This window comes from Pseudomonas sp. R3.Fl (assembly GCF_023516765.1).
GTDB lineage: Bacteria > Pseudomonadota > Gammaproteobacteria > Pseudomonadales > Pseudomonadaceae > Pseudomonas > Pseudomonas citronellolis.
The window spans coordinates 1115588-1135058 of sequence record NZ_JAMGSO010000001.1 but is presented as its reverse complement, the minus strand read 5'-3'; the positions used below and the strand labels follow the sequence as shown (position 1 = coordinate 1135058).

The following is a 19471-nucleotide window of genomic DNA, read 5'->3' as shown; positions in this document are numbered from 1 at the left end:
AGCTGCCTGGGTGACTTCTACTGTCGTACAGGGCATGCGCAGCTCGGCCATTGGGTCTTTGCGGATGTATTTAGAGGCAAAACCCATGACCCAGGAAACCGGCGGCTTCGCCGCGCTCGGCATTCATCCCAATATTCTCGCCGCCATCGCCGCGGTCGGCTACGAAGAGCCGTCGCCCATCCAGGCCCAGTCGATCCCGGTGATCCTCGAAGGCCACGACATGATCGGCCAGGCCCAAACCGGCACCGGCAAGACCGCCGCCTTCGCCCTGCCGCTGCTGTCGAAGATCGAGGCCTCGCGCCGCGAACCCCAGGTGCTGATCCTGGTGCCGACCCGCGAACTGGCCCTGCAGGTGGCCACCGCCTGCGAAACCTACTCCAAGCAGATGCCGGGCGTCGGCGTGGTCGCCGTCTACGGCGGCGCGCCCATGGGCCCGCAGCTCAAGGCCCTGCGCCAGGGCGCCCAGGTGCTGGTGGCCACCCCCGGCCGCCTGTGCGACCACCTGCGCCGCGACGAGAACCTGCTGGGCACCGTCGAGCGCCTGGTCCTCGACGAGGCCGACGAGATGCTCAAGCTCGGCTTCATGGACGACCTGGAAGTGATCTTCGAGGCCATGCCGGCCAGCCGCCAGACCGTGCTGTTCTCCGCGACCCTGCCGGCCTCGATCCGCAGCATCGCCGAACGCCACCTGAAAGAACCCAAGCACGTCCGCATCGCCGCCAAGACCCAGACCGTGGCGCGCATCGAGCAGGTCCATCTGATGGTCCATGCCGACCAGAAGGCCGCCTCCATCCTGCGCCTGCTGGAAGTGGAGCAGTTCGACGCGCTGATCGGCTTCGTGCGCACCAAGCAGGCCACCCTGGACATCGCCGAGCTGCTCGAGCGCCAGGGCTACCGCGCCGCCGCGCTGAACGGCGATATCCCGCAGGCCCAGCGCGAGCGCGTCATCGAGTCGCTCAAGGACGGCTCGCTGGACATCGTCATCGCCACCGACGTGGCCGCCCGCGGCCTGGACGTGGCGCGCATCACCCACGTGCTGAACATCGACATGCCGTACGACCCCGAGTCCTACGTGCACCGCATCGGCCGTACCGGCCGCGCCGGCCGCGAAGGCCGCGCGCTGCTGCTGGTGACCCCGCGCGAGCGCCGCATGTTGCAGGTGATCGAGCGCGTCACCGGGCAGAAGGTCGGCGAAGTGCGCCTGCCCGACGCCGACACCGTGCTGGAAGCACGCCTGGCGCGCCTGGCCTCCAGCCTGCAGCCGCTGCTGGAAACCGCCGTCGCCAGCCGTGGCGCCGTGCGCGACGAGCTGTGCCGCCGCCTGGGCACCGATGCCGAAACCCTGTCCGCGGTGCTGCTGGCCAAGCTCACCGAAGGCAAGGCCCTGGACCTGGAGTCGGTGCGCCGCGAGCAGCCGCTGACCCCGGCCGCCCCGCGCGAGCGCAGCGAACGCTACGAGCGTGGCGAACGCGGTGAGCGCAGTGACCGTGGCGAACGTTCCGGCGAGCGCCGCCCGATGGCCGCTCCGGCCGAAGGCAAGGCCCGCTGCCGCACCGCCCTGGGCGCGCGCGACGGCGTGGCGGCGAAGAACCTGCTGGGCGCCATCCTCAACGAGGGCGGCCTGTCCCGCGAGGCCATCGGCCGCATCCAGATCCGCGAGACCTTCAGCCTGATCGAACTGCCCGAAGACGGCCTGGAGCGCCTGCTCGGCAAGCTCAAGGACACCCGCGTCGCCGGCAAGGCCCTGCGCCTGCGCCGCTACCGCGAGGATTGATCCGCGCGCCACGCGCCGCGATCGAATGAAAACGCCGCATCCGGGTGACCGGGTGCGGCGTTTTTCTTTGCGTGATGGTGGGGGCGGATGACTGCGCGACTACCATGCGAGCGGGCACGGCTTCCCGTAGGAGCGAGCTTGCTCGCGAACAGATTCCGCTGCGGGGTTCATTCGCGAGCAAGCTCGCTCCTACGAAGAGCACTCGGTGCAACCTGCGAGACAGTTGCCGCCGGTAGGCACCGTATTCCCCGTAGGAGCGGACCTTGTCCGCGATAGCCGGAGGTTCCAGTGCGCTTCGCGGATAAGATCCGCTCCTACGCCACCCACCCGTGCCATTCCCCTGTAGGAGCGCGCCCTGCGCGCGAATCGCGGGCAGGGCCCGCTCCTACAGTTTGCTGGGAGGCATGGCGTTCTCGCCCGTAGGAGCGGACCTTGTCCGCGATGGCCGGAGGTTCCGGCGCGATTCGCGGATGAGATCCGCTCCTACGCCGCCCCATCCGTGCCATTCCCCTGTAGGAGCGCGCCCTGCGCGCGAATCGCGGGCAGGGCCCGCTCCTACAGTTTGCTGGGAGGCATGGCGTTCCCCCCCGTAGGATGGGTTGAGCGAAGCGATACCCATCGCCCCGCCCGTCTGCTCAGCTGTCTTCCAGCGGCCCCATCGCGGTGGTGTTGAAGCCGCCGTCGACGTAGAGGATTTCGCCGCTGATGCCGCTGGCCAGGTCGGAGCAGAGGAAGGCCGCGGCGTTGCCGACTTCCTCGATGGTCACGTTGCGCCGCAGCGGGGTCTGGCGTTCGTTGGCGGCGAGCATCTTGCGGAAGCTCTTGATGCCGGAGGCGGCCAGGGTGCGGATCGGGCCGGCGGACACCGCGTTGACCCGCGTGCCCTCCGGGCCCAGGCTGCCGGCCAGGTAGCGCACGCCGGCTTCCAGGCTGGCCTTGGCCATGCCCATCACGTTGTAGTTGGGCATGGTGCGCTCGGCGCCCAGGTAGGTGAGGGTCAGCAGGCTGCCGTTGCGGCCTTTCATCATTTCGCGGCCGGCCTTGGCCAGGGCGACGAAGCTGTAGGCGCTGATGTCGTGGGCGATGCGGAAGCCGTCGCGGCTGGTGACGCTGGTGAAGTCGCCGTCCAGTTGGTCGCCCGGGGCGAAGCCCACCGAGTGGACGATGATGTCCAGGCCGTCCCACTGTTTGCCCAGCTCGCGGAACACCGCCTCGATGTCGGCATCGTTGGCGACGTCGCAGGGGAAGCACAGTTCGGCGCTGGAGCCCCAGCCGGCGGCGAATTCCTCGACGCGGCCCTTGAGCTTGTCGTTCTGGTAGGTGAAGGCGAGCTGCGCGCCTTCGCGGTGCATCGCCTCGGCGATGCCCGAGGCGATGGACAGCTTGCTGGCCACGCCGACGATCAGCGCGCGTTTACCGGCTAGAAAACCCATGTTCGTTCCTTCCTTGCAGGTCATTCTTCAAGCGCAGCCGCCGGGGCCATGAAGGCGGCTTCCAGCAGCTGCTGCGTGTAGGGATGCTGCGGCGCGCTGAAGATTTCCTGCGCCGGGCCGCCTTCGACCACCTTGCCCTGGCGGATCACCAGCAGCTGGTGGCTCAGGGCCTTGACCACCGCGAGGTCGTGGCTGATGAACAGGTAGGTGAGGTTGTACTTGGCCTGCAGCTGGCGCAGCAGGTCGACCACCTGGCGTTGCACCGAGCGGTCCAGCGCCGAGGTCGGCTCGTCCAGCAGGATCAGCGCCGGCTTGAGCACCAGGGCGCGGGCGATGGCGATGCGCTGGCGCTGGCCGCCGGAGAATTCGTGGGGGTAGCGGTGGCGCGCCTGCGGGTCCAGGCCGACTTCCAGCAGCGCGTCGATGATCCGCTGCTGCTGTTCCTTCTCGTCGCAGATGCCGTGGATCTCCAGGCCCTCGCCGACGATCTGGCCCACCGACAGGCGCGGGCTGAGGCTGCCGTACGGGTCCTGGAAGACCACCTGCATCTCGCGGCGCAGCGGGCGCACCTCGGCCTGGTTCATGGCGTCCAGGGCGTTGCCCTCGAAGCGGATGCCGCCGCGGCTGTCGATCAGCCGCAGGATGGCCAGGCCCAGGGTGGACTTGCCCGAGCCGCTTTCGCCGACGATGCCCAGGGTCTGCCCGCGGGGCAGGCTGAAGTCGATGCCGTCCACCGCCTTGATGTGGTCGACGGTGCGGCGGAACACGCCCTTCTTGATCGGGAACCAGACGCGCAGGTCCTGCACGCTCAGCAGCTCCTCGCCCGGCGGGTTGGCCGCCGGCGCGCCGCTGGGTTCGGCGCCGAGCAGCTCGCGGGTGTAGGGGTGCTGCGGGGCCTCGAACAGCTGCTCGCAGTCGGCCTGCTCGACGATCTTGCCCTTCTGCATCACGCACACGCGGTGGGCGATGCGCCGCACCAGGTTGAGGTCGTGGGTGATCAGCAGCAGGGCCATGCCCAGGCGCGCCTGCAGTTCGGCCAGCAGGTCGAGGATTTTCAGCTGCACGGTGACGTCCAGCGCCGTGGTCGGCTCGTCGGCGATCAGCAGTTCCGGCTCGTTGGCCAGGGCCATGGCGATCATCACCCGCTGCCGCTGGCCGCCGGACAGCTCGTGGGGGTAGGACTTCAGCCGCGTGGCCGGGTCGGGGATGCCGACCAGGTCGAGCAGTTCGAGGGTGCGCGCGCGCGCCGCCTGGCCTTGCAGGCCCTTGTGCAGGGCGAGCACTTCGCCGATCTGCTTCTCCACGGTGTGCAGCGGGTTCAGCGAGGTCATGGGCTCCTGGAAGACCATGGCGATGCGGTTGCCGCGGATGCCGCGCAGCTTGCGTTCCGGCGCTTTCAGCAGGTCCAGCCCGGAATAGCGGACGCTGCCGCTGGGATGGCTGGCCGTGGGGTAGGGCAGCAGGCGCAGGAGGGAGAGGGCGGTCACCGACTTGCCCGAGCCGCTTTCGCCGACCAGGGCCAGGGTTTCGCCGCGGCGGATGTCGAAGCTGACCTGGTCGACCGCGTGGATGGTGTCCTCGCCGCAGGCGAAGTCGACGCAAAGGTCGCGGATTTCCACCAGGTTGTCTTGGGCGCTCTGGCTCATCTCACTTCCTCGGGTCGAAGGCATCGCGGGCGGCCTCGCCGATGAACACCAGCAGGCTGAGCATCAGCGCCAGCACCACGAAGGCGCTGATCCCCAGCCACGGCGCCTGCAGGTTGGACTTGCCCTGGGCGACCAGCTCGCCGAGGGACGGCGAGCCGGCCGGCAGGCCGAAGCCGAGGAAGTCCAGGGAGGTCAGGGTGGCGATGGCGCCGGTGAGGATGAAGGGCATGAAGGTCAGGGTGGAGATCATCGCGTTGGGCAGGATGTGGCGGAACATGATCTTGCCGTTCTTCATGCCCAGGGCGCGGGCCGCGCGCACGTATTCCAGGTTGCGGCCGCGGAGGAACTCGGCGCGCACCACGTCCACCAGGCTCATCCAGGAGAACAGCAGCATGATGCCCAGCAGCCACCAGAAGTTCGGCTGCACGAAGCTGGCGAGGATGATCAGCAGGTAGAGCACCGGCAGGCCCGACCAGATTTCCAGGAAGCGCTGGCCGAGCAGGTCGACCCAGCCGCCGTAGAAGCCCTGCAGGGCGCCGACCAGCACGCCGATCAGCGAGCTGAGCAGGGTCAGCACCAGGGCGAACAGCACCGAGATGCGGAAGCCGTAGATCACCCGCGCCAGCACGTCGCGGGCCTGGTCGTCGGTGCCCAGCAGGTTCTCCCGGCTCGGCGCCGAGGGCACCGGTACGCGCAGGTCGTAGTTGATGCTGTCGTAGCTGTAGGTGATCGGCGGCCAGAGCACCCAGGCGTCCTTCTCGGCGAACTGCTGGCGCATGTAGGGCGCCTTGTAGTTGCCTTCCAGGGGGAATTCGCCGCCGAACACGGTCTCCGGGTAGCGCTTGAGCACCGGGAAGTACCACTGGCCGTCGTAGTGCACCGCCAGCGGCCTGTCGTTGGCGATCAGCTCGGCGCCCAGGCTCAGCACGAACAGCGCGAGGAACAGCCACAGCGACCACCAGCCGCGCTTGTTGGCCTTGAAGCGCGCCCAGCGGCGCTGGTTCATCGGGGACAGGCGCATCGGATCACTCCCGGTTCTCGAAGTCGATGCGCGGATCGACGAGGGTGTAGAGGACGTCGCTGACCAGCTTCATGATCAGACCGAACAGGGTGAAGATGAACAGGGTGCCGAACACCACCGGGTAGTCGCGGTTGAGCGCCGACTCGAAGCTGAGCAGGCCCAGGCCGTCGAGGGAGAAGATCACCTCGATCAGCAGCGAGCCGGTGAAGAACACCCCCAGCAGCGCCGAGGGCAGGCCGGCGATGATCAGCAGCATGGCGTTGCGGAACACGTGGCCGTAGAGCACCTGGCGCTCGGTCAGGCCCTTGGCGCGGGCGGTGACCACGTACTGCTTGCCGATCTCGTCGAGGAAGCTGTTCTTGGTCAGCAGGGTGATGGTGGCGAAGTTGCCGATGACCAGGGCGGTGATCGGCAGGGCCAGGTGCCAGAAGTAGTCCTTGACCTTGCCGAAGGTGCTGAGTTCGTCGAAGTCGTTGGAGGTCAGCCCGCGCAGGGGGAACCAGTCCCAGTAGCTGCCGCCGGCGAACAGCACTACCAGCAGGATGGCGAAGAGGAAGGCGGGGATGGCGTAGCCGATGATGATCGCCGAGCTGGTCCAGATGTCGAACTGGCTGCCGTTGCGCACTGCCTTGGCGATGCCCAGGGGGATGGACACCAGGTACATGATCAGGGTGCTCCACAGCCCCAGGGAGATGGACACCGGCAGCTTCTCGATGATCAGGTCGGTGACCTTGGCGTCGCGGAAGAAGCTGCTGCCGAAGTCCAGGTGCACGTAGTTCTTGAGCATGATCCAGAAGCGTTCGGGCGCCGGCTTGTCGAAGCCGTACATGCGCTCGATCTCCTTCACCAGCTCCGGGTCCAGGCCCTGGCCGCCGCGGTAGTGCGAGCCGCCGGAGGAGGCCAGCTCGCCGCCGGAGCCGGCGATGCGCCCGGTGGCCCCGCCGGCGGCGGCGTTGACGCCTTCGAGCTTGGCGATCATCTGGTCCACCGGCCCGCCGGGGGCGGCCTGGATGATGATGAAGTTGATCAGCAGGATGCCGAACAGCGTCGGCACGATCAGCAGCAGGCGGCGCAGGATGTAGGCGAGCATCAGCGGGTCTCCTGCGCCTGGGCCGCGGCCTGGGTCGGCTCGGCCTTGTCGCGGGCCTGCCACCAGGTCATCAGCGCGTAGCTGTAGGGCGGCAGCTTCGCGGGGTGGGCGATGCGGTTCCAGTAGGCCAGGCGCCAGGTGTCCAGGTACCAGTTGGGCACCACGTAATGGCCCCACTGCAGGGCGCGGTCCAGGGCGCGGGCGTGGCGCACCAGGGAGTCGCGCGAGTCGGCCTTGATCAGGCCGTCCACCATCTCGTCGATGGCCGCGTCGCGCAGGCCGATGAAGTTGCGGCTGCCGGGGTTGTCGGCGCTGGCCGAATGCCAGAACTCGCGCTGCTCGTTGCCCGGCGAGTTGGACTGCGGCCAGCTGGCGACCATCATGTCGAAGTCCCGCGAGCGCAGGCGGTTGATGTACTGGGAGATGTCCACCACGCGGATCTGCATGTCGATGCCCAGTTCGGCGAGGTTGCGCTTGTAGGGCAGCAGCACGCGCAGGAAGTCGGCCTGCACCAGCATGAATTCGAAGCTCAGCGGCTTGCCGTCGGGGCCGACCATGCGGTCGTCGACGATCTTGTAGCCGGCCTCCAGCAGCAGCTTGTAGGCCTTGCGCTTCTGCTCGCGGATGATGCCGCTGCCGTCGCTGACCGGCGGCTCGTAGACTTTGTCGAAGACCTGCGGCGGCAACTTGCCGCGCAGCGGTTCGAGGATCGCCAGCTCCTGCGCGTCGGGCAGCTCGTGGGCGGCCATCTCGGAGTTCTCGAAGTAGCTGCGGTCGCGCTTGTAGGAGCCGAAGAACAGCTGCTTGTTGGTCCACTCGAAGTCGAACAGCAGGCTGATGGCCTCGCGCACCCGCACGTCCTGGAACACCGGGCGGCGGATGTTGAAGGCGAAGCCCTGCATGCCCCAGGGGTTGTCGTTGTGCAGCTCCTGGCGGACGATGCGGCCGTCGCGTATCGCCGGCGAGTCGTAGGCGGTGGCCCAGTTCTTCGCGATGCGCTCCTCGTTGAAGTCGAACTGCCCGGCCTTGAAGGCTTCCAGGGCCACGGTCAGGTCGCGGTAGGAGTCCACCACCACGGCGTCGAAGTTGTTGAAGCCGCGGTTCACCGGCAGGTCTTTGGCCCAGTAGTCCTTGACCCGCTCGTAGCGGATCGAGCGGCCCGGGTCGACCTTGGCGACGCGGTAGGGGCCGCTGCCCAGCGGCGGCTCCAGGCTGGTCTTGGCGAAGTCGCGGCTGGCCCACCAGTGCTTGGGCAGGATCTGCAGCTGGCCGAGGATCAGCGGCAGCTCGCGGTTGCCCGGGCGCTTGAAGTCGAAGCGCACGCGCAGCTTGTCCTCGGCCACCACCTTGTCGACGTCCGCGTAGTAGTTGCGGTACATCGGGTCGCCCTGCTTGATCAGCGTCTCGAAGGTGAAGACCACGTCGTCGGCGGTGACCGGGGTGCCGTCGTTGAAGCGCGCCTGGGGGCGCAGGTAGAAGCGCACGAAGCGCTGCTCGGGGTCCTTCTCGATCTTCTCGGCGAGCAGGCCGTATTCGGTGAAGGGCTCGTCGAGGGAGTGGAAGGTCAGGGTGTCGTAGATGAGGCTGATCTGCGAGGCCGGGTTGCCCTTGGGGATGAACGGGTTGAGGCTGTCGAAGCCGCCGGTGTCGGAGAGCCGCAGGGTGCCGCCCTTGGGGGCGTCGGGGTTGACGAAGTTGAAGTGGCGGTAGCCGGCCGGGTATTTCGGCGCCTCGTCGTAGAGGGTGATGGCATGTTGCGGCGCGGCCTGCAGGCCGGCGCCCAGGCCGAGCAGGCCGAGCAGGAGGAGGGCGCGGAGCTTCATCGACGGCGCTCCGCCGCCGATCCGGTGGTGGGCGCGGGTGCGGGGCGAGGGGCGCTGGTCGGCATTCTGGGCATGGTCTGCTCGTAGGTGCGTTCGGGCTGGCATCGTTTGTACTGGTTGGGGCCCGTCCCGTGCAAGGGGCGGCAGCGGACGCGCGGCAAGGCGGGCGACGGCGCGCCGGCGTTTGCACGGGCGTCCCGAGAGGGCCACGGTAACAGCTTGTATTGCGGGGAAAAAGCTCGGGCCGGATGCTTAGGCCGTGCTTTCGGGGAAAAAGTTGCCGGGGGCGGGGAGCGCCGGCGGGGTTTCAGTGCCACCGCGGGGTTTGCTGCAACGGATCGGCAATCGCGGACGGAGTCCGCTCCTACATCACCGGTTGGCAACGATTCTCGTAGGAGCGAGCTTGCTCGCGAACAAACGCGGTGCCATGCGGTTCGCGAGCAAGAACTAGGCGTCCCCCTCGATCCTACGAAGAGCATCGCAAGGGGCGTAGGGCGTATAACCGTTCGCGGTTATACGCCGCTACACCGCGCCTGCCGCCAACGCCATGGCTGGGCCGGACGGGAAATCAACGGCTCGCGGTATCGAGATAAAGCGTCAGCGTCTGCCCCGGCTTGAGCGCATGGGCGCTGCTGCGCGGGTTCCAGCGCTTGATGTGCTGCATCTCGACGTTGAAGCGCTTGGCGATCAGGTACATGGAATCGCCCTGCTTGACCTTGTAGTAGGTCGCCGCTTCCTGCTGTTGCTGCTTGGCCTTGCCGCTGGCGCCGCTGCGCGATGCCAGCTGGGTGGCGCCTTGCAGCTTGAGCACCTGGCCGGGCTTGACGCCGTGGCTGTCCAGGCCGTTCCAGCGCTTCAGGTCGTCGACGCCGACGCCGGTGGCGCGGGCGATCTGCCAGAGGTTGTCGCCGCTCTTGACCTTGTAGCTGCGGGTGGCGTTGGCCAGGCTGGGCGCCTTGGTCGCGCCGGCCTTGGCCACCTGGCGCGCGGGCTCCAGTTCCGGCATGCGGCTGCCCTTGGCCGGGATCAGCAGCGCCTGGCCGTTGCGCACGCGGTTGGAGCTCAGGCGGTTGCTGCTCTTGAGCTCGGCCACGCTGATGCCGTGCTTGGCCGCGATGCTGCGCAGGCTGTCGCCGCGGCGCACCTTGTACTGCTTCCAGCTCACCAGGTCCTGGGGCTGCAGGGAGGCGAGGCCGGCCTTGAGCCGTTCTACCTTCTCCTTGGGCACCAGCAGCTGCTGCGGGCCGTCCATGGTGATGCGGCGCTTGAAGGCCGGGTTGAGCAGGTACAGCTCGTCCTCGTCGAGTTCGGCCAGCGCCGCGACGCGCGACAGGTCCAGGCCGGGCTTGACCTTCACCGCGGCGAAGTAGGATTCGTTGGCGATGGGGTTGAGGTTGATGCCGTAGGCTTCCGGCGACATCACCAACTGCGACAGGGCCAGCAGCTTGGGCACGTAGTCCTGGGTTTCCTGGGGCAGCGGCAGGTTCCAGTAGTCGGTCGGCAGGCCGAGCTTCTGGTTGCGCTCGATGGCGCGGCTGACGGTGCCTTCGCCGGCGTTGTAGGCGGCCAGGGCGAGCAGCCAGTCACCGTTGAACATGTCGTGCAGGCGGTTCAGGTAGGTCAGCGCCGCGTTGGTCGAGGCCTTGATGTCGCGGCGGCCGTCGTACCAGCTGGTCTGGCGCAGGTTGAAATGGGTGCCGGTGGTGGGGATGAACTGCCACAGGCCCACCGCCTGGGCGCGGGACACGGCCAGGGGGTTGTAGGCGCTCTCGATCATCGGCAGCAGCGCCAGTTCCAGCGGCATCTGCCGCTCTTCCAGGCGCTCCACCACGTAGTGCATGTAGGGGCTGCCGCGCTCGGAGGCCTGCTCGATGAAGGCCTGGTTGCTGACGAACCACAGGCGCTGGCGTTCGATGCGCGGGTTGGTGTCGGTGGCGTCGGCCTGTAGCTGGAAGCCGTGGCGCATGCGCTGCCAGATGTCGCTGTCGGCGTAGGCCGGGTTGAACTGTACGTCCACCGCGCGGCTGGCGGGGCGATAGGTCAGGGTGTCCTGGTCGGTGCCGCTGTGCTGGCTGGTCTGGCAGCCGGCGAGGGCGCCGGCGCCGAGCAGGACGGAGACTCGTATGGCACGAGCCAATGCGTCTAGATCGCTGGTCTTACTGGTCTTTGGCGGCATTGGCGGATGACTTTGTCCAGGGTAAAAATTTCGGGGATTCTAGAAACCGCGCCGGACGTGGTCAAGATTTCGCCAGACCTCAGAATTTATCTTTCCATTGCCGAATGACCGCAAAAACCTCTGCGGGGCTGGCTGTCGGCCCGCCGTTCCGCTCGTCGGCGGCTTTTTTCACGCTGTTTTCCGAGGTGCGCAAAAAAGGATTGGTGGCCCGTTCCAGGGCGATGCTGGAGGGCAGGCTGATGCGGCCCCGCTCGCGCCAGGCGCTGACCTCGTCGAAGCGCGCGGCCAGCTCGGCGTTGCCGGGCTCCACCGCGCGGGCGAAGCGCAGGTTGCTCAGGGTGTATTCGTGGGCGCAGTACACGCCGGTGGCGCCCGGCAGCGCGGCGAGGCGGCCCAGGGAGGCGTGCATCTGCGCCGGGGTGCCCTCGAACAGGCGGCCGCAGCCGCCGGCGAACAGGGTGTCGCCGCAGAACAGCAGGGGCGCGTCGGCGTCCGCATGGTAATAGGCGATGTGCCCGAGGGTGTGGCCGGGCACCTCGATGACCTCGAAGCCCAGGCCCAGCACCTCGACGCGCTCGCCGTCGCGCAGCGCCAGGTCGATGGCCGGGATGCGCTCGCCGGCCGGGCCCAGCACGCGGGCGCCGCTGGCCTGCTTCAGGCGCGCCACGCCGCCGACGTGGTCCTGGTGGTGGTGGGTGACCAGGATGTCGGTCAGGCGCCAATCCGGGTGCGCGGCCAGCCAGGCCTCCACCGGCGCGGCGTCGCCCGGGTCGACCACCGCGCAGGTCCGGGTGGTCACATCCTGCAACAGCCAGATGTAGTTGTCGGAAAAGGCGGGCAGCGCGTCGATCTGTATCATGGCCGGATGTCGCTAAGCGGAATAGGTTGGCGCATAGTAGTGCGAATGTGCCGTCCTGTGTTCGCCGAACGGCGTCGACCGCCCTCCCGGCGGCGACGGCCAACCTGTTTCAGGGGGTGGTGAGAATGGAACGAGAACCCTTCGCCCAGGCCGATGCCGACTGGCTGGAGCTGATCGCCGAGGCGCGCGACTGGTTCGCCGGGCCGCTGGGCGCCATGATGCTGGCCGAGGAGCAGCGCCTGCTCTGCGACGAGTTGCAGCGCTACTTCGGCGGCTACCTGGTGCACTACGGCCCGCACGCCGAACTGCCGGAGAGCACCGGCAACATCCAGCGCGGCGTGCGCCTGGGGCCGCCGCTGCCGGGGGTGGAGATCGCCTGCGACGAATGCGCCTGGCCGCTGGGCGAGCACGCCGCCGACGTGGTGCTGCTGCAGCACGGCCTGGACTTCTGCCTGTCGCCGCACCGCCTGCTGCGCGAAGCCGCGCGCAGCGTGCGCCCCGGCGGGCACCTGCTGGTGATCGGCGTCAACCCGCGCAGCGCCTGGGGCCTGCGGCATTATTTCGCTTCCGACGGCCTGGGCCGGGCGCGCTGCATTTCCCCCGGGCGCGTCTGCGACTGGCTCAACCTGCTGGGCTTCGCGCTGGAGAAACGCCGCTTCGGGTGCTATCGTCCGCCGCTTGCCTCGGCTGTCTGGCAGGCGCGCCTGGCGCGCATGGAAGGCTGGGGCGCGGGCCTCAAGGGCACCGGCGCCGGCTTCTACCTGCTGGTGGCGCGCAAGCTGGTGGTCGGCCTGCGGCCGTTGCGCCAGGCCCGCCGCGAGGCCCGCGGCCAACTGGTGCCGCTGCCGGTGGCCAAGGTCAGCCGGCGCGATTCGGAAATCTAGCGACGGCCTTCGCCAGTCCCTCGTGCCACCATCCCGGGGCGGGACGCCGCGGGCCGTACTGAAGGTGATATGAGCGAAGAAGAGAAGGTCGTCATCTATACCGACGGCGCCTGCAAGGGCAACCCCGGCCGCGGTGGCTGGGGCGCGGTGCTGTTCTACAAGGGCGCCGAGCGCGAACTCTGGGGCGGCGAGCCGGAGACCACCAACAACCGCATGGAGCTGACGGCGGCCATCATGGCCCTGGCGGCGCTGAAGCGGTCCTGCGAGATCCGCCTGGTCACCGACTCCGAGTACGTGATGAAAGGCATCAAGGAATGGCTGCCGAACTGGAAGAAGCGCGGCTGGAAGACCGCCGCCAAGCAGCCGGTGAAGAATGCCGACCTGTGGCAGGCGCTGGACGAGCAGGTCAACCGGCATAATGTCGAGTGGCAGTGGGTGCGCGGCCACACCGGGCACCCCGGCAACGAGCGCGCCGACATGCTCGCCAACCGCGGCGTCGCCGAACTGCCGCGCTGAATAATGCAACGGGCGCCCGTGGGCGCCCTCCATGGTCAAAGCAACAAGGTCCTGAAATGCGCAGCGTCGTACTGGATACCGAAACCACCGGCATGCCGGTCACCGATGGCCACCGGATCATCGAGATCGGCTGCGTCGAGCTGGAAGGCCGCCGCCTCACCGGCCGCCACTTCCACGTCTACCTGCAGCCCGATCGCGAGATCGACGAAGGCGCCATCGCCGTCCACGGCATCACCAACGAATACGTCAAGGACAAGCCGCGCTTCCGCGAGGTGGCCGACGAGTTCTTCGAGTTCATCCACGGCGCCCAGTTGATCATCCACAACGCGGCGTTCGACATCGGCTTCATCAACAACGAGTTCGCCCTGCTGGGGCAGAGCGAGCGCGCCGAGGTCAGCGACTACTGCTCGGTGCTCGACACCCTGATGATGGCCCGCGAGCGCCACCCGGGGCAGCGCAACAACCTCGACGCCCTGTGCAAGCGCTACGGCGTCGACAACTCCGGCCGCGACCTGCACGGCGCACTGCTCGACGCCGAGATTCTCGCCGACGTCTACCTGGCGATGACCGGTGGCCAGACCAGCCTGTCGCTGGCCGGCCATGGCGCCGAGGGCGACGGCAGCGGCCGCCCGCAGCCCAGCGCGATCCGCCGCCTGGCGGCCGGCCGCGCGCTGACCCGGGTGATCCGCGCCAGCGACGAGGAACTGGCGGCCCACGCCGTGCGCCTCGCCGCGGTGGAAAAATCCACCGGCGGCCCGTCGCTGTGGGCGCAACTGGAAGCCCCCGCCGCACAGGAATAACCGACAGGCGTAGGGCGTATAACCGTTCGCGGTTATACGCCGTTTCACCCTTGGCCTCAGGCCACTGCGGATACGAACTCGGAGCGCCTGTCCGGGCCACTCCGATCCTGGCCGTGAAGCCGGGCATGGGCTCGGGCCTATCGGCGTACAACCGCGAACGGTTGTACGCCCTACGGCTCCGCCCAGCCTCTCGTGCGCTCCACCGCCTTCTTCCAGCCCGCATACAGCCGCTCCCGCTCGGCCGCCTCGCAGTTGGGCTGGAACACCCGCTCGATCACCGCCTTGCCCTTCAGTTCGTCCAGGCCCTGCCAGAAGCCGCTGGCCAGTCCCGCCAGCACGGCGGCGCCCAGCGCCGTGGTCTCGCGCATCTGCGGGCGTTCCACCGGCGTGCCGAGGATGTCGGCCTGGAACTGCATGAGGAAGTTGTTGGCCACCGCGCCGCCGTCCACGCGCAGGGCGCGCAAGGGCTCGCCGGCGTCCTGCTGCATGGCGTCGAGCACGTCGCGGGTCTGGTAGGCGATGGATTCCAGGGTGGCGCGGATCAGGTGGTCGGCCTTCACCCCGCGGGTCAGGCCGAACAGCGCGCCGCGGGCGTACGGGTCCCAGTAGGGCGCGCCCAGGCCGGTGAAGGCCGGCACCAGGTAGACGCCGTTGCTGTCCTTGACCTTGCTGGCGAAGTACTCGGAGTCGTGGGCGTCGTTGATCACCTTCAGCTCGTCGCGCAGCCACTGCACCGTGGAGCCGCCGTTGAACACCGCGCCTTCCAGGGCGTACTGCGGCTCGCCGCGGGGCCCGCAGGCGATGGTGGTGAGCAGGCCGTGGGTGGACTTCACCGCCTTGGCGCCGGTGTGCATCAGCAGGAAGCAGCCGGTGCCGTAGGTGTTCTTCGCCTGGCCGGGCTCCACGCAGAGCTGGCCGAACAGCGCGGCCTGCTGGTCGCCGGCGATCCCGGCGATGGGTGTGCGGTGCACGCCCAGGCCGCCGACCCGCGCCTGGCCGAACACCCCGGAGGAGGCCTGGACCTTCGGCAGCATGGCGCGGGGAATGTCCAGGGCCGCCAGCAGGCGATCGTCCCAGTCGAGCTTGTGGATGTCGAACAGCAGCGTGCGTGAGGCGTTGGTGTAGTCGGTGACGTGCACCTCGCCCTCGGTGAGCTTCCACACCAGCCAGCTGTCCACGGTGCCGAACAGCAGCTCGCCGCGGCGGGCGCGCTCGCGGGCGCCGTCGACGTTGTCGAGAATCCATTTCAGCTTGGTGCCGGAGAAATAGGGGTCGATGACCAGCCCGGTGGTGTCACGGATGTAGGGCTCCAGGCCGTCGGCGCGCAATTGCTCGCAGATGCCCGCGCTGCGCCGGCATTGCCAGACGATGGCGTTGTGGATCGGCCGACCCGTGGCCTTGTCCCACACCACCGTGGTCTCGCGCTGGTTGGTGATGCCGATGGCCGCCACCTCGCCGAAGCCGATGCTGGCCTGGGCCAGGGCCTCGACCAGGGTCGAACTCTGGGTGGCCCAGATTTCCATGGGGTCGTGCTCGACCCAGCCGGCCTGGGGGTAGATCTGCGCGAATTCGCGCTGGGCCACGCTGACCACGTTGGCGTCGCGGTCGAAGATGATGGCGCGGGAACTGGTGGTGCCCTGGTCGAGGGCGACGATGTATTTCTTGTTCTGGCTGTCGGTCATGACGTTGGCCTTGTGCTGCATCCGGCAGAGCCCGGGTCGTCTGCGACCTTAGGCCATTCCGCGCGCCGGGTGAAGGGCCGCGCGCAGGCGGATTCGGCCGGCGACCCTTGCTATGCTTGGGCATCGTTCACGGACAGACCCCGGACCGCCATGACCCCCGCCATCGACCTGCTGAAGAAGGCCCGCGCCGAGCACCGCGTGCTGAGCTACGAACACGATCCCAAGGCGCCGTCCTACGGCCTGGAGGCCGCCGAGAAGCTCGGCCTGGAGCCGGCGCGGGTGTTCAAGACGCTGCTCGCCGCCACCGAGAAGGGCGAACTACTGGTGGCCGTGGTACCGGTGGCCGGCAGCCTCGACCTGAAGGCCCTGGCCCACGCCGCCGGGGCGAAGAAGGCCGACATGGCCGAGCCCAGCGCCGCGCAGCGCGCCACCGGCTACCTGGTCGGCGGCATCAGCCCGCTGGGGCAGAAGAAGCGCCTGCGCACCTTCATCGACGAGTCCGCCCGGCAGTTCCCGAGCATCCACGTCAGCGCCGGACGCCGCGGCCTGGAGGTGGAGCTGAGCGCCGAGACCCTGGCCGGGCTGACCTCGGCCAGTTTCGCCGCCATCGGCCGGGCCTGAGGGCGCGACTGTGCCGATGCGAAAGTCGCACACTGTATAGCAGCGCCGAACGCGCGGGACGGCATGCTGGAGCCCCACTCAGAGGAGAACGCCATGCAGCTCGAATTCCACCAGGTCGATGCCTTCACCCACCGTCCGTTCGCCGGCAACCCGGCCATGGTCTATCGCCTGGACGCCTGGCTGGCCGACGAGCTGATGCAGAACATCGCCGCCGAGCACAACCTGTCGGAGACCGCCTTCCTGGTCCGCGAGGCCGATGGTTGGCGCATCCGCTGGTTCACCCCGGCCGCCGAGGTGCCGCTGTGCGGGCACGCCACCCTGGCCAGCGCCCATGTGCTGTTCGAAGTGTTCGGCGAGCCGGGCGAGCGCCTGGAGCTGAACTCGCTGTCCGGCCCGCTGCGGGTGTACCGCGAGGACCAGCGCCTGGCCCTGGACTTCCCGGCGCAGCCGCCGCGCGAGGCGGGCAGCACCGTGGAGCTGGAGCAGGCCCTGGGCCTGCCGGTGGTCGACGCGCTCGCCACCACGGCGCACCTGATGGTGCTGCTGGAGTCGGAGGAGGCGGTGCGCGCCTGCACGCCGGACTTCGTCGCCCTGGCGAAGCTGCCGTACCTGGGCGTGATCGTCACCGCGCGCGGGGAGGGCGACCACGACTTCGTCTCGCGCTTCTTCGCCCCGGCCATCGGCATCAACGAAGACCCGGTCACCGGCGCCGCCCACTGCTGCCTGATCCCCTACTGGTCGCAGCGCCTGAGCAAGCTGCAGTTGCGCGCCTTGCAGTGCTCGGCCCGTGGCGGCGAGCTCTGGTGCCGGCTGGAAGGCGACCGCGTGCGCATCGCCGGCCAGGCGCGGCTGGTGGCGAGTGGGCGGTTGGTGATCTGACGGTGGGCTTGGCGTAGGGCGGATAACGCTCCGCGTTATCCGCCGTTTGGCCTTGGCTCCAGGCGGTTCCGGGGTTGACCTGGGTGTTGGCTGGGGCTTGGGTGTGGCGGCGTATAACCGCGAACGGTTATACGCCCTACGTTTCCGGCGGTAATTCGATGATGAAACGTGTCCAGCCGTCTGCCGATTCGGCGCGGATGCGGCCGCCGTGGGCCTGGACGATGGAGCGGCAGATCGCCAGGCCGAGGCCGGCGTGTACGCCCTGGCCCTCGCGCTGGGCCGCCTCGCGGTGGTGAAAGCGGTCGAACAGCCTTGGCAACTGCTCGGTGGGGATCGCCGGGCCCTGGTTCTCCACGCTGATCTGGCCGGGCTGCAGGCGCACGCGGATGGCGCCGCCCGCGGGGGTGAAGCGCAGGGCGTTGTCCAGCAGGTTGGCCAGCGTCCGGCGCAGCATGCCGCGGTCGCCGCGTACCTGCGCCTGGCCCTCACGCGCCAGATGGACGCCCTGGTCCTCGGCCAGCGGCGCGTAGAACTCCAGCAGGGCATCCACTTCCGCAGCCAGGTCCAGGCTGTCGCGCCCGGGGGCCAGCAGGCCGTGGTCGGCCTTGGCCAGCAACAGCATGTCGTTGACCATGGCGGTCAGCCGCTGCAGCTCCTCCAGGTTGCCGTGCAGCGCCTCGCGGTAGTCGTCCTCGCCGCGCGGGCGCGACAGCACCACCTGGGTTTGTGTCAGCAACGCGGTGAGCGGCGTGCGCAGCTCGTGGGCGATGTCCGCGGAGAACGCCGACAGGCGCTGGAAGGCTTCCTCCAGGCGCGCAAGCATGGCGTTCAGCTCGCTGGCCAGGCCGCGCAGTTCCGCGGGCAGGCGGCTGGCGTCCAGGCGGGTGGTCAGCGACTGCGCCGAGACCTGCGCCGCCACCTCGCGCATGCGCCGCAGCGGACGCAGGCTGGCGCGGGTGGCCCAGGCGCCGAGCAGGGCGGTGGCCAGGGCGGAGAGGCCCATGGCCAGCCAGATGAGCTGTTGCATGCGGCCGAGGAAGTGCTGGTGGTGGGTGATGTCCAGCACCAGGGTCAGCTGGCGCCCGGCGGGCTCGGCCGGGTCCAGCGGCACGCGCATCTCGCGGTAGGCGGGCGGCTCGCCCATGCCTTCCATGCCGCTGCTCATGCGCGGCGGCTCGTCCAGCCAGCGCTGGCCGTCGGCGCCCTCCAGGCGCAGGCCCAGGTCCGGGTGGCGCGTCAGTTCGTGCTCCAGCGTTCCGCGTTGTGTGGTCAGGCCGGCGGGATCGCGCACCGGGCCGAGCAGTTCGCGGAAGAAGGGCAGGCGGCCGGCCATCACCTGGCGGTCCAGCTCGACGAAGTGCGCCTCGCTGGCACGGCTGAACACCACCCCGGCGATCAGCGACACGGCCGCGGTGCAGGCGGCGAACAGCAGGCTCAGGCGGACGCCCAGCGAAACCCGCGCGGCGGCGCTCACGGCGCGCGCTCTTCGAGCACGTAGCCCATGCCGCGCACGGTGTGGATCAGGCGCTGCGGGAAGTCGTCGTCGACCTTGGCGCGCAGGCGGCGGATGGCCACCTCGATGACGTTGGTGTCGCTGTCGAAGTTCATGTCCCACACCTGGGAGGCGATCAGCGACTTGGGCAGCACCTCGCCGCGGCGGCGCAGCAGCAGCTCCAGCAGGGCGAACTCCTTGGCGGTCAGCTCGATGCGCCGGCCGCCGCGCTGCACCCGGCGGCGCAGCAGGTCCAGCTCCAGGTCGGCCAGTTGCAGCACGGTCTCCTGCAACTGCTGGCCGCCGCGGCGCAGCAGGGTGCGCACGCGGGCCAGCAGCTCGACGAAGGCGAAGGGCTTGACCAGGTAGTCGTCGGCGCCCTGTTCCAGGCCGCGCACGCGGTCCTCCACCGCGTCGCGCGCGGTGAGGAACAGCACCGGCAGGGCCAGGCCAGCCTGGCGCACGGCCTGGAGGATCTGCCAGCCGTCGCGGCCGGGCAGCATGACGTCGAGGATCGCCAGGTCGTAGCCGCCGGACAGCGCCAGCTGTTCGCCCTCGGCGCCGTCGCCGCAGAGGTCCACGGCATAGCCGGCCTCGCTCAGGCCCTGGCGCAGGTACTGGCCGATGCGGGGTTCGTCTTCGACGATCAGCAGTTTCAAGGTGGATGGCCTCCGTGGCGGAATGCCGGTCATTGTATCCAGCGCTGCCGGTGGCGCCGCCAAGCTGACACAACTGTAATCTTCCCGACAGCCAACCGGCAGGTGGTCGGCGGCAA

16 protein-coding genes are annotated in these 19471 nt (G+C 69.0%); 6 read left to right on the top strand and 10 right to left on the bottom strand.

Annotation, left to right across the window (positions count from 1 at the left end; translation table 11 throughout):
• The first annotated feature begins 85 nt into the window (after positions 1-85).
• Positions 86-1774 carry a DEAD/DEAH box helicase gene (locus tag M8R19_RS04605; protein ID WP_502942790.1) on the top strand — a complete coding sequence of 563 codons (1689 nt, stop codon included), beginning with the start codon at positions 86-88 and terminating at the stop codon, positions 1772-1774.
• A 635-nt stretch (positions 1775-2409) separates the two neighbouring features.
• Here M8R19_RS04605 and fabI read toward each other — a convergent pair.
• The 7 genes from fabI to gloB all read right to left on the bottom strand — a co-directional run bounded on the left by fabI (position 2410) and on the right by gloB (position 11822).
• A complete protein-coding gene (fabI, locus tag M8R19_RS04600) occupies positions 2410-3207 on the bottom strand; it encodes an enoyl-ACP reductase FabI (protein WP_249917158.1) in 798 nt (265 codons plus the stop codon).
• A 20-nt stretch (positions 3208-3227) separates the two neighbouring features.
• The gene (locus M8R19_RS04595) at positions 3228-4853 is read right to left on the bottom strand and encodes an ABC transporter ATP-binding protein (RefSeq protein WP_249917157.1); all 1626 of its coding nucleotides are present in this window, start codon (positions 4851-4853) and stop codon (positions 3228-3230) included.
• A 1-nt stretch (position 4854) separates the two neighbouring features.
• The gene (locus tag M8R19_RS04590) at positions 4855-5874 is read right to left on the bottom strand and encodes an ABC transporter permease (RefSeq protein ID WP_074981007.1); all 1020 of its coding nucleotides are present in this window, start codon (positions 5872-5874) and stop codon (positions 4855-4857) included.
• A 4-nt stretch (positions 5875-5878) separates the two neighbouring features.
• Positions 5879-6964: a microcin C ABC transporter permease YejB gene (locus M8R19_RS04585; protein ID WP_009619104.1), complete on the bottom strand. Its 1086-nt coding sequence runs from the start codon at positions 6962-6964 to the stop codon at positions 5879-5881.
• Positions 6964-8787, bottom strand: coding sequence for an extracellular solute-binding protein (locus M8R19_RS04580; RefSeq protein WP_249917156.1), 1824 nt, complete (start codon positions 8785-8787; stop codon positions 6964-6966). The genes M8R19_RS04585 and M8R19_RS04580 overlap by 1 nt, the downstream gene beginning before the upstream one ends.
• 568 nt (positions 8788-9355) lie before the next feature.
• Entirely contained in the window at positions 9356-10963 is a 1608-nt protein-coding gene (locus M8R19_RS04575) for a LysM peptidoglycan-binding domain-containing protein (RefSeq protein WP_249917155.1), read from the bottom strand.
• 79 nt (positions 10964-11042) lie between these two features.
• The gene (gene gloB, locus M8R19_RS04570; protein ID WP_249917154.1) at positions 11043-11822 is read right to left on the bottom strand and encodes a hydroxyacylglutathione hydrolase; all 780 of its coding nucleotides are present in this window, start codon (positions 11820-11822) and stop codon (positions 11043-11045) included.
• 125 nt (positions 11823-11947) lie between these two features.
• On the opposite strand from gloB, the gene M8R19_RS04565 reads away from it, so the two are divergent.
• The 3 genes from M8R19_RS04565 (at position 11948) to dnaQ (ending at position 14022) form a co-directional block, all read left to right on the top strand.
• Positions 11948-12706 carry a class I SAM-dependent methyltransferase gene (locus tag M8R19_RS04565; RefSeq protein ID WP_043315398.1) on the top strand — a complete coding sequence of 253 codons (759 nt, stop codon included), beginning with the start codon at positions 11948-11950 and terminating at the stop codon, positions 12704-12706.
• A 69-nt stretch (positions 12707-12775) separates the two neighbouring features.
• Positions 12776-13222 (top strand): ribonuclease HI, encoded by a 447-nt coding sequence (rnhA, locus tag M8R19_RS04560; protein WP_109937217.1) that lies wholly within the window; start codon positions 12776-12778, stop codon positions 13220-13222.
• Between the two features lie 56 nt (positions 13223-13278).
• Positions 13279-14022, top strand: coding sequence for a DNA polymerase III subunit epsilon (gene dnaQ / locus M8R19_RS04555; protein ID WP_074980998.1), 744 nt, complete (start codon positions 13279-13281; stop codon positions 14020-14022).
• Between the two features lie 170 nt (positions 14023-14192).
• Here dnaQ and glpK read toward each other — a convergent pair whose 3' ends face one another.
• On the bottom strand, positions 14193-15704 hold the full coding sequence (gene glpK, locus M8R19_RS04550) for a glycerol kinase GlpK (protein ID WP_074981168.1): 1512 nt from the start codon (positions 15702-15704) through the stop codon (positions 14193-14195).
• Between the two features lie 150 nt (positions 15705-15854).
• On the opposite strand from glpK, the gene ybaK reads away from it, so the two are divergent.
• Complete coding sequence (gene ybaK / locus M8R19_RS04545) at positions 15855-16325, top strand: Cys-tRNA(Pro) deacylase (RefSeq protein WP_074980996.1); 471 nt, start codon at positions 15855-15857, stop codon at positions 16323-16325.
• Positions 16326-16418: 93 nt separating this feature from the next.
• Positions 16419-17204 carry a PhzF family phenazine biosynthesis protein gene (locus tag M8R19_RS04540; RefSeq protein ID WP_249917153.1) on the top strand — a complete coding sequence of 262 codons (786 nt, stop codon included), beginning with the start codon at positions 16419-16421 and terminating at the stop codon, positions 17202-17204.
• A gap of 136 nt (positions 17205-17340) precedes the next feature.
• Here M8R19_RS04540 and M8R19_RS04535 read toward each other — a convergent pair whose 3' ends face one another.
• Both M8R19_RS04535 and M8R19_RS04530 read right to left on the bottom strand, forming a co-directional pair.
• Positions 17341-18678: a heavy metal sensor histidine kinase gene (locus tag M8R19_RS04535; RefSeq protein WP_249917152.1), complete on the bottom strand. Its 1338-nt coding sequence runs from the start codon at positions 18676-18678 to the stop codon at positions 17341-17343.
• Positions 18675-19355, bottom strand: coding sequence for a heavy metal response regulator transcription factor (locus tag M8R19_RS04530; RefSeq protein WP_249917151.1), 681 nt, complete (start codon positions 19353-19355; stop codon positions 18675-18677). Before M8R19_RS04530 ends, M8R19_RS04535 begins: the two co-directional genes overlap by 4 nt.
• Positions 19356-19471 lie beyond the last annotated feature (116 nt).